Below are 13,898 nucleotides of genomic sequence, written 5' to 3' on the forward strand. Positions count from 1 at the left end.
CCCGTCCGGTGCAAACGGAAAAGGATAAGCGGCGGCGCGATCCGGTTTTTTTGGGTGGCCGTCGAACTTTCTGCGGATCCGTCGCACCAACGGCGGTAGAAGTGCAGCGGCGATTGAAGGATTTGAAGCAGTCGCGCTGATTTTTGGAGGATGAGAGGTGGTTATGAATATCAAGACGCTGGGTTTGCCACTGGTAGCGGCAGCCCTTCTGGCCCTGGCCGGTTGCTCGACGCCAACGGTGGTGACACTGCAGAACGGCACTCAATATTTGACCAAGGACATGCCAAAAGCCAATACCAAAGAAGGCTTTTACGAGTTCGAAGATATTTCCGGGGCGAAAGTGAAGGTCAAGGTTAATGACGTGGCCACGGTTCGCAAGGAAGACTGAAGACCGCGTTATCGTTCATCGCCGGCAAGCCGGCTCCTACAGGAATCTTGTAGGAGCTGGCTTGCCAGCGATGAGGCCCTTACCGGCGCCACATCACCTTCAGGCGATGACGACATTCGCCAGGCTATCCAGCCCAACCCCGACCAACGTCACCGAATCACCACCAAACGTCAGCACCGTGTCTTGCCCCACAACCGTGGCATGGGTGCGTATGTCCTCATTCGGCGCCACACCCTGAACCCCGAGAAACACCAGTTTGTCGTTCGCCTGATAACCCACGATCCGATCCTGGCCAAACGCGCCACTGAACAGGAACGTATCGATCCCGCCACCCGCCTCCATCAGGTCATTTCCTGCCCCGCCCACCAACACGTCGTTGCCTTGGCCGCCCACCAGATGGTCGTTGCCGTCCAGACCAAACAACCAATCACCGCCGGGATGCGCCTTCAACGTATCGGCTCCCGCTCCGCCCTTCAGCGTGGACGCGTACTGCGTCAGGTCATTGCCCACCGCAAGGCCGTTGGCGGTGACCTTGTGGGTCACGTCATCCTTGAACAGCCCCCAGAGGAACCCCGGCTCCTTCGTGACAATGCTGCCGATGTCGCGGGTGATGCTGATGCCGCCCTGCGCATCGCGGATGTACAGATTTCCCGCGCCGTCATTGGCGAAATCGAAGTTTTTCACTGACTGCTGCAGATCCAGCACGTTACTGCCCTTGCCCCCCAGCACGATGTTGTAGCCGCCGCCGTCGCGGAAGGTGTCGTTGCCGTCGCGGCCTTCCAGGTAATCGTTGCCCTTGCCGCCCTGGATCAGGTCGTTGCCGTCGCTGCCAATGATGAAGGTGCTGCCCTTGTGGGTTTCGGCGTTGCGATTGAGATCCTGAACCCAGGTGCTGCTGCGCGCCGGGTCAGAGAGGTTGGCAACAATGACGGTCGAGTCCTTGCTGGTGAGGTCGTAGAACTTCGACTCCAGCACCCGCGTCATGCCATCGCCATACCCCGTGGGCAGGTGGGAAATCCAGGTCGGAATATTGAGGATGGAATACGGCAGCACATTCCACGCCGTCGAGGCGTAATGATCGTTGAAGCTGACAATATTGTTGGTCGCCGAATCCTGATGCGCATCGTGTACGCCCAGCGACGACAGGTTGAAGGACGAGCCGTCGAGTGCGCGGAACACCGGGTCATTCTCATAACCGACGTTCAGCACTTTATCGGTACTGCTTTGCGTCGGTGAGGCGTAGGCGATGTAGTTGGCATCCTTGTAGAACCCGGCCCACTTGTCGTTGCTCAGGTCCGCCAGGCTATTGACCGCCAGGCCGCCAAGGCTGTGGCCACTGACCAGCACGTCCTTGCCCGACAAGCCATTGGCCCGGGCAAACGCGGCAACATCGGCAAGCAAGTCGCCGAAGGCCTCGCCCACGTAGTTTTTCGCGTAATCCTTGGGCCCCAACGCTGCCAGCACGTCGTTGATCACGTCGGCGATCGAATCGCTGATCAGGCTTTCCCGAGGTCCACTGGTGCCGCGAAAGGCCACACCGATTTCGCTGAGATGGCCCTGCGCATCGTACTTGCCGAGGATTTCCACTTGGGCGCTGGTGTACCCGGCCTTTTCGCCGAAGAACGTTCCGCGTGCATCAACCTTGCCGTCGTAACCCAACTGCGCAGCGGTGATCGGCGTCCAGCCGGCTTTCTGCACCGCCGCCAGCGCGGCTTTTTCCGAATCCGGGTTCCACGGCACGCCGGGAATCACGCCCTGGGAGTCAGTACCGCCAATCAACGCGGTCACCAGCGTTGCCGGCAAACCCAGGCCGAAGCCATTGTGCTGATAACCGGTGGCAAAGCCGTTATCGAGGTTGTGATAGGAGTACAGCGTGATTGCCATGGCGTCGGTGAACAACGCCTTTGAATCTGCTGTGCCGAAGTTTTTGTAGTCGTACACACCCATGGTAAAGCCTCTCTTTTGTTGGAATTGTCAGAGATCTTTCCGGCGTTCCTTCGGGCCTTGCCCAAATGCTTCGTCAACCTTGGCCAGGTCTTGCTCGTTCAAGGTGCCGGCGTAGTAATGCAACTTGGTCCATGCCATCAAATAGTCGTAGCGGCTCTGCGCCAGATCGCGGCGTGTGGTGTAGAGCTGCTGTTCGGCGTTCAGCGCGTCGAGGTTGACCCGCTCACCGCCGAGAATGCTTTGCCGGGTCGACACCACCAGCGCTTCGGCGGACGTCAGTGCTTTCTGATAGGCCCGCAGCTTGTTCACCCCCGACAGGCACGCGCTGAACTGGCGACGCAACTCGATCAGGGTTTCCCGCGTCTTGCCGTCCAGTTCGTATTCGGCCTGCTCCATGGCGCGGCTGGCCTGACGGGTCGACGCCGAGACACCGCCACCGGCGTACAGCGGGACGTTGACCTCGATGCCGATAGTGTTGGTGTCGTAGCGCTGGTTGTAGGTGTTGCCGCTTTCCGATTCGTTCTGGCGCACCGTTGCGTAGGCGCTGACTTTGGGCAGGTGCCCGGCGCGATTGCGCTCCACCTCGTAGCGCGCCACTTCCAGTGCCTGACGTTGCGAGGCCAGGGCCGGATTGTTGGCGACCGCCATCTCATGCCAGGTGTCGTAATTGGCCGGTTGCAGGGTGAAGGTCTGGAACTGCTGATCCAGCGGCGCGAGATCGCTGATGTCGACGGCCGGCACGCCGATCAGCGCGCCCAGTTCCCGCAGGGACGCGTCCTGCTCGTTGCGGGCTTCGATTTCTTCGGCGATTGCCAGCTCGTAGCGTGACTCGGCTTCGAGGATGTCGGTGCGCGTGCCCTCGCCCTGACGGAACAATTGCTCGTTCTGCCGGAACTGTTGCTCGAAGGCTTTTTTCCTGGCCTGGGCGATGTCGATCTGGTCCTGGGCGAACAGCGCCTGGGTGTAGTTCTCCAGCACCCGCACCAGCAATTGCTGACTCTTGCCGCGAAAGTTCTCATCGGCGAACAGCGACTGCGCCACGCCTTTGCGGTACGTCGCGTAGGCCTCGTAGTCCAGCAACGGTTGTTGCAGGGTCAACGACGAACCGTAACTGCTGTAGTTGCGGTCATCGCTCTGGTTTTGCCCGCGCTCGTTGAGGTAAGTGACCTTGGAGGTGTTGCGGCCCTTGTTGTAGTTGTAACCCAGTTTCGGCAGCAGCCCGGCGCGGCCGATCGCGCGGTTTTCAAGGCCGGCGTCGCGCTCCTTGATCGCGCCGAGGAACACCGGATCATTGCGCAACGCTTGCTCGTAAAGGTCGAACGGTCCCATGGCCATGGTCGGGTTACAGGTCAGCAGCACAAGGCTCGCCGCAAACACAGACAGCTTATTCATACAGCGCAACATCCTTATTCCTCGGTCAACGCGGAACCTGCCCGGTCGAGCAGCGGCTTGAACAGATAGTTGAGGAGCGAACGCTCGCCAGTGCGCACGAACATTTCCGCGGGCATGCCGGGCTTGATCACCAGGCCGTTGAGTTTTTCCATGGCGTGTTCGCTGACGCTGCTGCGCAGTACGTAATACGGAGCGCCGGTTTTCTCATCGACCATCTGGTCGGCGGAAATCAGGCTGACTTCGCCGGGAACCCGTGGCGTGCGGCTCTGGTTGAACGCGGTGAACAAAATGTCCACCGGCAAGTGCGTACCGACCTTGTCGATCAGGTTGATCGGCAGATGCCCTTCGACTTCCAGGCGAGTGCCCTGCGGAACGATTTCCAGCAGGGTTTCGCCCTGGCGCACCACCGCGCCTTCGGTATGCACCCCAAGGTTGACCGCGATGCCGTCGGCGGTGGCGATGATTTCGCTGTGCTGCAAGTCGAAACCGGCGGAGGTCAGTTGCTCCTCCAGCGTCACGCTTTTGAGCTGCGCGTCGGCCAGCTGGGTGCGGACTTCTTTCTGGTACTCCTCGATGTGTTGTTGCAGTTTCAGCCGCGATTCGAGGATGCCCTGCTCCACCCGGCCGCTTTCACCGGTGTTTTCTGCCAATTGTTGTTGCACCTGCGACAGTTGGCGCTGGTATTCCATCAGCCGATTTCGCGGGATGTAGCCGTTGTCCGCCAGCGGCTGAAGGTTGCTCAGTTGCTGTTGCAGGGAACTGGCTTGGGCGGTCAAGTCCGAGCGTGCGCGGCGCATGCCGGCCAGTTGCGCGCCAGCGCCTTCGATGCTGGCGCGCAAGGCAGCCTGCTCGCGGGAAAACGCTTCACGGCGGCTGCTGAACAACTGCCGCTGGCCTTCCAGTACCAGCGCCAGACGCGGGTCGGGATCGTTACTCAGTTCGGCGGGAAAACTCACTTGTTTGAGGTTGTCCCGTTCGCTTTGCCAACGCGCCAGGCTGGCCCAGGCCATGCGGTATTGCGCTTGCAGGGATTGCACGTCAGCGGCGACTTGGGTCTGGTCGAGTTGAAACAGCGGCTGACCCTGCTTCACCACTTGCCCTTCGCGCACCAGAATCCGGCTGACCACCCCGCTGCTCATCGATTGCACCGCTTTGCGCTTGCCCGAGACCACCACGGTGCCTTGCACCGGAATGCCTTGGTCGAGCGGCGCCAGACTGGCCCAAGTGAAGAAACTGCCGGCGCCGACAATGGCCAGAATCCAGCCCATGCGCGCAAAAAAACGCGCATCGCGCTCGGGGCGTTCGGCGACGTAGTCGTGTTCCATGTTGGCTTCGCTAAGGTTGCTCATACACCCGAACTCCTTGTCGAGGGCTGATACTGCCGGCTCATGCTCAACCCACCCGGTGCCTGCGCAGGCTTTTGTTCCTGGGCGCCGGAAAGCGCCTTGAGCACGTCCTGGCTCGGGCCGAACGCTTGCAAACGACCGTCGTTGAGCACCAGCAACTTGTCGGCCTGGGCCAGCGCCGAAGAGCGGTGAGTCACCAGGATCACGCTGGTGCCCTGGGCCTTCATCTGCGCAATGGCACTGGCCAATGCTGCTTCGCCGACGGTGTCGAGGTTGGAGTTCGGTTCGTCCAGCACCACCAGGCTCGGCTTGCCGTACAAGGCACGCGCCAGTGCCACGCGCTGCTTCTGACCGCCGGACAAACCACTGCCGTCCTCGCCGAGCAGCGTGTCGTAACCCTGAGGCATGCGCAGGATCAGTTCATGCACACCCGCCTGTTGCGCGGCGGCGACGACGGTTTGCGGATCGGCCTCACGGAACCGGGCGATGTTTTGCGCGATGCTGCCGCTGAACAGTTCGATGTCTTGCGGCAGATAACCGATGTAGGGACCGAGCTCGTCGCGATTCCAGCGATGAATATCGGCACCGTCGAGGCGCACCGTGCCACCAAGGGTCGGCCAGACGCCGACCAGCACTCGGGCCAGGGTCGATTTGCCGGAGCCGGAAGCGCCCAGCACGCCGAGCACTTCGCCGGCATCCAGGCTGAAATTGACCAGGTGCAACGTCGCAGCACGCTGCCCGGGAGGACCGGCGCTGACCTGTTCGAAACGGATGTGGCCCTTCGGTGCCGGCAGCGCCATGACGTCGTCGCTCGGCGGGAAGGCTTGCAGCAGCGCATCGAGACGGCGGTAAGCGAGCTTGGCGCCGCTCCACTGTTTCCAGACCGCGATCAGTTGATCGATGGGGCTCAGGACGCGGCCCATCAAGATCGAACCGGCAATCATCATCCCGGCGGTCATGTCGCCCTTGATCACCAGCAGCGCGCCCAGCCCCAATACGAGGGATTGCAGGCACAGACGCAGGGTTTTGCTCAGGGAACTGATGACCGCGCCAGTGTCGCTGGCCTTGTTCTGCTGGCCGAGGAAACGCGAATGCACCTGGAACCAGCGATGACGCAAGGCGCCGAGCATGCCCATGGCTTGAATGGTTTCAGCGTTATGCAGGTGACTGGTGGCCATCTGGCTGGACTTCTGGGAGAAAACCGCCGCTTCTCCCAAAGGCTTTTTGGTCATGGCCTCATTGAGGCACGCCAGCCCGATCAGCACTACCGCGCCCGCCGTGGCAAACACGCCGAGCCAGACGTTGAACAGATAGATCACGAGCAAGTACACCGGGAACCAGGGGGCATCGAAGAAGGCGAACAGCGCCGGGCCGGTCACGAACTGGCGAATGTGAGTCAAATCCCCCAGCGACTGCCCGGCGTTGCCTTCGCCCCTGAACAAATTGCGCTCGAAAGCGGCCTGATAAACCCGCAGGTTGAAGCGGCGCTCCAGTTGGCTGCCGATACGAATGACGATAAAACTGCGAATAATCTCCAGCAAGCCGATAAACGCAAAGAACCCCACGACCATCAGCGACAACATGGCCAGCGTGGTTTCATTTTGCGATGACAGCACCCGATCATAGACCTGGAGCATATAAATAGAGGGCACTAACATCAGAGTGTTGATTAGCGCCGTAAAACAACCGACGCTGATCAGAATGCTCTTGTAATCACCCAGCGCCCTTATTAACGGCGTGGAAACCGGGTTATTCGCCATCTTCATGGGCTCTTCCTGAGGTGTTATCCCTCGCCTGCCTGACGAGGTCGTTACTTACACTTTAATAACAACTTGGCGCATCTCGATTAATCAAGCGGGTGCTCAAGTATTATGATCAGCCCGGACTTTGAAGTGCCTCGATACAGCCCGTCGCGCTGACGACTGAAAAACACAATCTTCGACCCTTCCTTGCCGGTGAGCGCGATGCCGTCAGGCTCAGGGAACCAGCCGACCGGTTGTTCCTCCAGCCATTCGACGAGGCACTCGGTGCCGTCGCCCAACGTCTGGTTGGCTTTGAATTCGAGGGGGCAAACGTTCGACGGGTTGTCTTGCTGCGTCACCCGCCATTTTCCCGCCAGCTCCGACGGGTCTGCCAACTTCAGGCTGCTTGCCATGGCTACATCTCCAAAAAACATCATGAGCGCGGCTAACAGCCACACGTTTGTTTTGCAGGTAAAAGCGTTACAAATCATAGGCGTTTCACTCAGGGTCGTGGCTCAAGTGACAAAGGGCGGCGCATCGGCGCCGCCCTCCTTTTGCCTTTAATCAGGCCACGATGTCCGAGTACGCCGCCTGGCCGACGGTGCTGACCAGGAAGTCCGCCACGCCATGCCCGGAGAAGTCCACCGACAGCAGGCTGTTACCACCTGAGGTCGTCAGCACGGCATCGCCCGCCGCACCCGTGAATGCGCTCACGAAATGCAGGCCTGCACCGTTGGTGATGCCGGTCAGGTCGATCTTGTCGAGGCCGCTGACAAAATCGAGGATCTGGTCGACTGCACCCGGTTTGGAGTCGCTGCTGGCGGCGAACACGAAGGTGTCCGAACCGGTGCCGCCCCACAACTTGTCCGCACCGCCCGCGCCGTAAAGGATGTCGTTGCCGGCACCACCCTTCAGCTCGTTGGAGACGCCGTTACCGATCAGCAAATCATTGCCCGAACCGCCAATGGCGTTTTCGACGGTGACGCCCTTGGCGATGGACACGTTACCCACCAGGCCGCCAACGTCGGAGAACGAGGTCTCATTGAGGTTGATCTTCTGGTTTTGGGTAAACCCGGAGAAATCCAGGGTGTCCTTGCCGCCCGCGTCCCACACCGAAAACACGACCTTGTCCGCCGACGAAGACGCACTCAGGAAATCGCGACCGGTGTTGGAGTTGAAGCCGTAAGTGGTGTCACCGGTGCGAGTGGTGGTGTTGGCGCCGTAGAGTTTCTGGATGGCCGCGATATCGTCGATCAACGGGCCCGACGCATAAGCTTCGACGCCGCCCTTGCTGAAGTTCTGGCTGGTGTTGCTTTCACTCCAGTAACTCATGACGCTGTAGCCGCGGGTGTCTTGCCCGTAGGACGCGTCGTTGTAGGTCGGTGCGCCTTCACCGGCGTTGTAGTCGCCGGGGTGAGCCAGACCAAGGGTGTGCCCGATTTCGTGGGTCAGGGTTTGCCGGCCGTAGTTGTTCAGGTCCGGGGTCTTGTTGGGTGTGTAGCTGCTGTTGATCAGGTACCAGGAAGTCCCGTCGTAACCTGCGCCCGTGCCAGGCAAATAAGCGAATGCCGCTGCGCCGTCCTGGCCGCCGCTGTAGTTGCCGAAGGTCATGTGACCGTCGCCGCCGGTGGCCTTTTCCGTGAAGGTGACATTGGCGACGTCGGCCCAGGATTGCAGGGCGAGCACGGTCTGGCCTTTCTGCTGGGCACTGAACTGACTGAACCCGGTAATCCCGTGCTTGTTCATGGTGCTCGACGAGGCCGAGGTCAGGAACGTGTAGGTCAGTTCGATTTTGCCGCTGCCGTCCTTGTCCTGGTAGGCAGCTCCGTCGCGCAGCAATTGGGTGGCTGCCTGATCGACGGAAAACGAGGGTTTGCCATTGACCGTCAGATTGCCGCCACGGTCATACTGATGGCTGAAACTATTGATCTGGTTGAACGCAGAACTGGGAGCCGCCAAGGCTTGAAATGGCTGGAATGCCTGTTCAGCGGAATCAATAGCGCTGTCTTTTACTTTCGACATAAACACACTTCCTTGTTTTGCTATGGAACAGTTTTTTTAGATAGCAACAATCTCTGGCGAGATCGTCCTATCACTCGCCCAATGAAGGCGAAAGAAAACTGACACAATTTGAAATCAATCGTCCACTACTTTTTTGGCGTCAAGTTTGCGCACTTCAGAATATGCCCGAAAACAATAGGCGCGATTAGAAGTCGGCGTATTTAAAATAGTGAGCCAGCGTTATTGTCGGACAATCTACAATTTAAATATTAAATAAAAGTAAGTTGACGGGATCAAAATCGTCCGACTATTGGCGTTTTGATTCGCGCACTTCCATGGGTAAAAATTAGACTTTTCGAAGAATGAGACCACACTGAATACCGGGTTAACTTTCTTCGCGGACCTCATGAAATGATCCGGGTGAAGTCGAGATGAAAAGGGTCACGCCCTGGTGGGTCAGGCTCATTACCGCCAGTGCGTGTGCGGCAACGAGCCTGTGCGCGAATGCCGGGACTTCTACGGTCCTGGCAACCAGCTTCGACTGCGCCAGGGCCAGCGCTGCCATCGAGAAGCTGATCTGCCGCACCCCACAACTGAAGCAGATGGACATTGAACTGACGCGCCTCTATCGCCTCGCGCTCACAGACGATCATTCAGTGCCGCGGCCTGACAAAGTCGAGATCGAACAACGGTTCTGGGTGGACGCCCGCAATCGCTGCTCTGCCGAGGCGGAACCCAAGGCCTGTACGATCCGCAGTTATGCCGAGCGTGCGCATCAGCTTCGCCAAGGCTCGGTGATTGCACGCACCAAGGATCCGAGCAGGCTCACCGACGGCCCGGTAGCCTTTCGTTGCACCGGGCTCAACGCGCTGATCGCCGTCACTTACTTCAATGTCGAGCCGCGTGTCGTGTACCTGAAATGGGCGAATACCTCTGCCACCCTTATCCAGGTACCAAATGATTCCGCTACCCAATTCAACGGCAAGGATTACCGGGGGAGCTACAGCTTCTTGCAGAACGGCAGCGATGCCTTGTTCCAGATACCCGGCTCGGGGCAAATGAGTTGCACGGTCGAGCCGGTCGGCTGATTGCGCAACGGGACGTCCTGTCCCGATGCCTTGGCACAAACTGTTAGCTGCCCGTACGAATCTTGTTCCACACCCGCGTCCGAATCCGGTCGATGTTCAGCGGCATCGCTTCCAGCGCGAACAGTTTCCCCATCATTTCCGGGCTCGGATAAACCTTGGTGTCGTTCTTGATTGCCGGGTCGATCAGGCTGTCAGCCTGTTCGTTGCCATTGGCGTAGTGCACGTAGTTGCTGATGCTGGCCATGACAGCCGGGCGCAACAGGTAGTCCATGAACGCGTAACCGGCTTTTTCGTCCGGGGCGTCGGCGGGCATGGCGACCATGTCGAACCAGATGGCGGCGCCTTCCTTGGGAATCGCATAGCCGATGTCCACGCCGTTCTTGGCTTCCCTGGCGCGGTTTTCGGCCTGCAGGATGTCGCCGGAGAAACCGACCGCCACGCAGATGTCGCCGTTGGCGAGGTCGCTGGTGTACTTGGACGAGTGGAAATAGCTGACGTAAGGCCGGACTTTCATCAGCAGCGCTTCAGCCTTCTTGTAGTCTTCCGGGTTCTTGCTGTGATGCGGCAGCCCCAGGTAGTTCAGCGCGGCCGGCAGCAGCTCGGGCCCGTTGTCGAGGATGGCCACGCCGCACTTCTGCAGCTTTGCCATGTTTTCGGGTTTGAAGATCAGGTCCCAGGAATCCACGGGCGCGTTATCGCCCAGCACCGCTTTGACCTTGGCAATGTTGTAGCCGATGCCGGTGCTGCCCCACAGGTACGGGAAACCATGCTCGTTGCCCGGGTCGTTGGTTTGCAGGGCTTTGAGCAGTACCGGGTTGAGGTTCTTCCAGTTCGGCAACTGGCTCTTGTCGAGCTTCTTCAGCGCCCCGCCCTCGATCTGCCGCGCCATGAAGTGGTTGGACGGGAACACCACGTCGTAACCGGATTTGCCTGTCATCAACTTGCCGTCGAGGGTTTCGTTGCTGTCGTACACGTCATAGCTGAAGCCGATGCCGGTTTCTTTCTGAAAGTCTTTGGTGGTGTCCGGGGCGATGTAGTCCGACCAGTTGTAGATCTTCACGGTGTCGGCGGCGTGACTGAGGCTCACGAAGAGCGCCAAGGGAGCGAGTGCCAGTGTCTTTCGGATCATGAGTGGATTCCTGTGTGAGTTTTTGTTGGCAGGCAATCAGAGGATCAAAAAATCAAAACGTAGGTCTTGCGTACGGTTTCCTGGATGTCCCAGATACCGAGGCTGTTGGCTGGCAACATCAGTGCGTCACCGGCTTCTATGTGGAGGGTTTCACCGTCATCTGGAGTGAAGGTGCAGCGCCCCTGGATGAAATGACAGAATTCCTGGGCCACGATCTGCCGACGCCAACGGCCGGGGGTGCATTCCCAGACGCCGGTTTCGACACCGTCGTCGCGTTCGACGCTGGTGGTGGACGCCACCGCCACGGGAGTTCCCAACGGCACGGCGACCGGGTTTGATTCGTCCAGCTTCAGGGTTGCGGTGTTCTTGAACTGCGTGATGCCCATGGGAGTACCTGTCTATGGAGAAAGCGCCGATTACTGCATGAAACCTTCCATGAACCCGGCGACCCCGCTGGCCAGTTTGCGTCGCCAAGGCGCGGTAGCCGGATTGGCCAGGGTCTGGTCTTCATGGACGAAGCTGCGGATGATCGCGTTGTAGCCGAGCCAGCGGCAGGGTTCCGGTTCCCAGGGTTTCAGTGCATCGAGACCGCCCTGAGGGATGACCCACGGCTGGCGAACCAGCTCGGTATCGCGTTGCAGAATCAAGTCAGCCAAGGTCCGTCCACCCAGGTTGCTGGCACCAACGCCCTCCCCGCCATATCCGCCGGAAATCGCAATGCCGCTCGCTTGATCGCACAGCATGTGCGGCTTGAACCGCCGGGACATGCCGAGGTTGCCGCCCCAGCCATGGGTAATACGTACGTTCTTGAGTTGCGGGAAAAGTTCGCCGAACAGGTAACGCCGCAAATCGACTTCACTGGCGGTCAGGTCGAAGTCATGGCGCAGCTTGCCGGCAAACTGATAGCCACCCCGCGCGCCGAACACCAGGCGGTTGTCCGCCGTACGCTGACCGTAAGTCACCTGGCGACTGCTTTCGCCGAACGCCTGCCCGTGGCTCAGGCCGATTTCGTCCCAAGTGGCGGCGGACAGCGGTTCGGTGGCGACGATCAGGCTTTGCACCGGCAACTGATAGCGCCCCAGCGGAGGCAGCGTGGTCGCGTACCCTTCTACCGCCGGAACGATCCAGCGGCTGCGCACCATGGCCTTCGCCGTGCGCAGGCTGCCTGATTGCCAGTGGGTGACCGGACTGTTTTCGTAAATCCTGACGCCCATGCGTTCGACCGTCCGGGCCAGACCTCGCACCAACTTTGCCGGGTGCAGGGTCGCCACGTGCGGTGCATAGATACCGCCATAAGGCTTGGCGATTCTGATCTGTTGCGCCAACTGCTCGGGGCTGAGCCAGCGGTAATGGCTTTCCGTCAGGCCCTGGCGATACAGCTTGTCCAGATACTGTCGAAGGCTGGCTTCCTGTTCCGGATACCGCGCCGCGCAATACAGCGCCCCGCCTTTACGGTAATCGCAGGCGATGCCTTCACGTTCGAGGACAACTTCAACTTCATCGGGAATGCTATGCAGCAGGTCATACGACGCCCGCCGCCGCTCGGCCGGTAAATCGGCGAGCAAGCGGTCTTCACCCAGGAGGTTGCCCATCAACCAGCCGCCATTACGCCCGGAGGCGCCAAAACCGGCGGTCTGCGCTTCAACGATGGCAATGTTCAGGCCCGGCGCCAGGCGCTTGAGGTAGTACGCAGTCCAGAGCCCGGTGTACCCCGCGCCGATGATGGCGACGTCGACGTCAAGATCGTGTTCCAGCGCCGGACGCGCCAACAACGGCTCGTCGAGTTGATCCATCCACAAACTGATAGTGCGCCACGCCGGCATGCAAGACTCCGCCACTCAAACTTCGATGGCGTTGATCCTAGTGCGTGGGCTCAGAGGCTGTCTTGCGCGCGTGCACGCAAAGAAATTTGTTTGACGTAGGCCTTGGGCGACAGACCGGTGTGCTGGCGGAAACAGCTGTAGAACGCCGAGAGCGAATTGAAGCCGGCGGCAAATGCCAGATCGTCGATACGCAGTGGCGGCGCGGCGTTTTCCAGCGCGGCGAGCACATGTTGCAAGCGCGCTTGGTTAACGTAGCGGTAGAAACTCTGGCCCAGCACCTGGTTCAGCAGGTAGGACATCTGATTGCGGCTGTACCCGCACGCCTTCGCCACCCGTTGCAGGTCGAGCTCCGGGTCCAGATAGGGTTGCTGGCGCTGGAAATACTGTTGCAGGTCTTGCGCCATGAAACTCAGCTGACGCGGCGACAACCCGAGCCGACTGACGGCCGGGCGCGCACTGTTTGCGGTTTTGCTGACGGGCTGCTCATGCACCAACGAGGCGTATTCGTTGACTCGCCAGATCAGACCGTCGCGGACGGTAATCGCCTCGCTGGCCCGAAATGACACCAACCCTTCACCACCGCGCAGAGTAATGCGGTACTGAATGAACGCGGTGTTGCCGTCCAGACGGATGCGGTCCGAGTGCTCCAGCGCTTCATCCGGATCGCGCGGCATGCTGCTGCGCACGTACTCGCGCAACTCGTCCAGCCCCATCACTCGGTTCTGGAAGAAGTCGCTGTACTGGATGTCCGGGTGATACAGCGCCATGACACCGTCCAGGTCGCGGTGCTTCCAGCGCAGGTGATAGCGCATGACCGTCTCGCTCGTGGCCTGGGTTTGCAGCGGGCCATCATCATCGGCATGCATAAAGGACTCGACGAGAAAAAGGCGAGCTTGCCGAAATTCCGTACCGGCTTCAATGAGCAAGCAGTGCTGGCCTTTTGCTGAAAGGTCACAGCGCTTTGACCCGAATCAAAAAAAAGCAACCAATTGCCAATCGGCCTGAAAAATCCACATTATTTTCACATGCGGGTGCTACTTTT

12 protein-coding genes are annotated in these 13,898 nt (G+C 59.7%); 2 read left to right on the top strand and 10 right to left on the bottom strand.

Going from position 1 to position 13,898, the window contains the following annotated elements:
• Positions 1 to 163 precede the first annotated feature (163 nt).
• Positions 164 to 388, top strand: coding sequence for a YgdI/YgdR family lipoprotein (locus KGA82_RS17290; RefSeq protein WP_008026328.1), 225 nt, complete (start codon positions 164 to 166; stop codon positions 386 to 388).
• Between the two features lie 99 nt (positions 389 to 487).
• Here the strand turns inward: KGA82_RS17290 and KGA82_RS17295 are convergent, their stop codons facing one another.
• From KGA82_RS17295 to KGA82_RS17320, 6 genes are all read right to left on the bottom strand, one after another.
• Complete coding sequence (locus KGA82_RS17295; RefSeq protein ID WP_223451490.1) at positions 488 to 2,335, bottom strand: polyurethanase; 1,848 nt, start codon at positions 2,333 to 2,335, stop codon at positions 488 to 490.
• A 27-nt stretch (positions 2,336 to 2,362) separates the two neighbouring features.
• Positions 2,363 to 3,739 (bottom strand): TolC family outer membrane protein, encoded by a 1,377-nt coding sequence (locus tag KGA82_RS17300; RefSeq protein ID WP_192227160.1) that lies wholly within the window; start codon positions 3,737 to 3,739, stop codon positions 2,363 to 2,365.
• 2 nt (positions 3,740 to 3,741) lie between these two features.
• Positions 3,742 to 5,076, bottom strand: a complete 1,335-nt coding sequence (locus KGA82_RS17305) for an HlyD family type I secretion periplasmic adaptor subunit (protein WP_223451492.1) — start codon at positions 5,074 to 5,076, stop codon at positions 3,742 to 3,744.
• Positions 5,073 to 6,839, bottom strand: coding sequence for a type I secretion system permease/ATPase (locus KGA82_RS17310; protein WP_223451494.1), 1,767 nt, complete (start codon positions 6,837 to 6,839; stop codon positions 5,073 to 5,075). The genes KGA82_RS17305 and KGA82_RS17310 overlap by 4 nt, the downstream gene beginning before the upstream one ends.
• 80 nt (positions 6,840 to 6,919) lie before the next feature.
• Complete coding sequence (locus KGA82_RS17315; RefSeq protein ID WP_032832867.1) at positions 6,920 to 7,306, bottom strand: AprI/Inh family metalloprotease inhibitor; 387 nt, start codon at positions 7,304 to 7,306, stop codon at positions 6,920 to 6,922.
• A gap of 73 nt (positions 7,307 to 7,379) precedes the next feature.
• Complete coding sequence (locus KGA82_RS17320) at positions 7,380 to 8,837, bottom strand: serralysin family metalloprotease (RefSeq protein ID WP_223434323.1); 1,458 nt, start codon at positions 8,835 to 8,837, stop codon at positions 7,380 to 7,382.
• A 410-nt stretch (positions 8,838 to 9,247) separates the two neighbouring features.
• Between KGA82_RS17320 and KGA82_RS17325 the strand changes: the two genes are divergently transcribed.
• Entirely contained in the window at positions 9,248 to 9,904 is a 657-nt protein-coding gene (locus tag KGA82_RS17325; protein WP_223451496.1) for a lysozyme inhibitor LprI family protein, read from the top strand.
• Between the two features lie 43 nt (positions 9,905 to 9,947).
• Here KGA82_RS17325 and KGA82_RS17330 read toward each other — a convergent pair whose 3' ends face one another.
• From KGA82_RS17330 to KGA82_RS17345, 4 genes are read right to left on the bottom strand one after another with little or no spacing between them, the layout of a single operon-like run.
• On the bottom strand, positions 9,948 to 11,033 hold the full coding sequence (locus KGA82_RS17330; RefSeq protein WP_192227154.1) for a polyamine ABC transporter substrate-binding protein: 1,086 nt from the start codon (positions 11,031 to 11,033) through the stop codon (positions 9,948 to 9,950).
• A gap of 44 nt (positions 11,034 to 11,077) precedes the next feature.
• A complete protein-coding gene (locus KGA82_RS17335; RefSeq protein WP_008026311.1) occupies positions 11,078 to 11,419 on the bottom strand; it encodes a cupin domain-containing protein in 342 nt (113 codons plus the stop codon).
• A 30-nt stretch (positions 11,420 to 11,449) separates the two neighbouring features.
• Positions 11,450 to 12,856 carry an NAD(P)/FAD-dependent oxidoreductase gene (locus KGA82_RS17340; protein ID WP_223451498.1) on the bottom strand — a complete coding sequence of 469 codons (1,407 nt, stop codon included), beginning with the start codon at positions 12,854 to 12,856 and terminating at the stop codon, positions 11,450 to 11,452.
• Positions 12,857 to 12,906: 50 nt separating this feature from the next.
• On the bottom strand, positions 12,907 to 13,722 hold the full coding sequence (locus KGA82_RS17345) for a helix-turn-helix transcriptional regulator (protein ID WP_192227151.1): 816 nt from the start codon (positions 13,720 to 13,722) through the stop codon (positions 12,907 to 12,909).
• Positions 13,723 to 13,898: the final 176 nt, after the last annotated feature.

The organism is Pseudomonas sp. BF-RE-22 (assembly GCF_019956155.1).
Taxonomy (GTDB): domain Bacteria; phylum Pseudomonadota; class Gammaproteobacteria; order Pseudomonadales; family Pseudomonadaceae; genus Aquipseudomonas; species Aquipseudomonas migulae.

What these genes read in the sequence shown, in the direction of transcription:
- KGA82_RS17310 (WP_223451494.1), bottom strand. Translation starts at nt 6,839, where the DNA reads ATGAAGATGGCGAATAACCCGGTTTCCACGCCGTTAATAAGGGCGCTG.
- KGA82_RS17290 (WP_008026328.1), top strand. Translation starts at nt 164, where the DNA reads ATGAATATCAAGACGCTGGGTTTGCCACTGGTAGCGGCAGCCCTTCTG.
- KGA82_RS17340 (WP_223451498.1), bottom strand. Translation starts at nt 12,856, where the DNA reads ATGCCGGCGTGGCGCACTATCAGTTTGTGGATGGATCAACTCGACGAG.
- KGA82_RS17300 (WP_192227160.1), bottom strand. Translation starts at nt 3,739, where the DNA reads ATGTTGCGCTGTATGAATAAGCTGTCTGTGTTTGCGGCGAGCCTTGTG.
- KGA82_RS17325 (WP_223451496.1), top strand. Translation starts at nt 9,248, where the DNA reads ATGAAAAGGGTCACGCCCTGGTGGGTCAGGCTCATTACCGCCAGTGCG.
- KGA82_RS17335 (WP_008026311.1), bottom strand. Translation starts at nt 11,419, where the DNA reads ATGGGCATCACGCAGTTCAAGAACACCGCAACCCTGAAGCTGGACGAA.
- KGA82_RS17345 (WP_192227151.1), bottom strand. Translation starts at nt 13,722, where the DNA reads ATGCATGCCGATGATGATGGCCCGCTGCAAACCCAGGCCACGAGCGAG.
- KGA82_RS17320 (WP_223434323.1), bottom strand. Translation starts at nt 8,837, where the DNA reads ATGTCGAAAGTAAAAGACAGCGCTATTGATTCCGCTGAACAGGCATTC.
- KGA82_RS17330 (WP_192227154.1), bottom strand. Translation starts at nt 11,033, where the DNA reads ATGATCCGAAAGACACTGGCACTCGCTCCCTTGGCGCTCTTCGTGAGC.
- KGA82_RS17315 (WP_032832867.1), bottom strand. Translation starts at nt 7,306, where the DNA reads ATGATTTGTAACGCTTTTACCTGCAAAACAAACGTGTGGCTGTTAGCC.
- KGA82_RS17305 (WP_223451492.1), bottom strand. Translation starts at nt 5,076, where the DNA reads ATGAGCAACCTTAGCGAAGCCAACATGGAACACGACTACGTCGCCGAA.
- KGA82_RS17295 (WP_223451490.1), bottom strand. Translation starts at nt 2,335, where the DNA reads ATGGGTGTGTACGACTACAAAAACTTCGGCACAGCAGATTCAAAGGCG.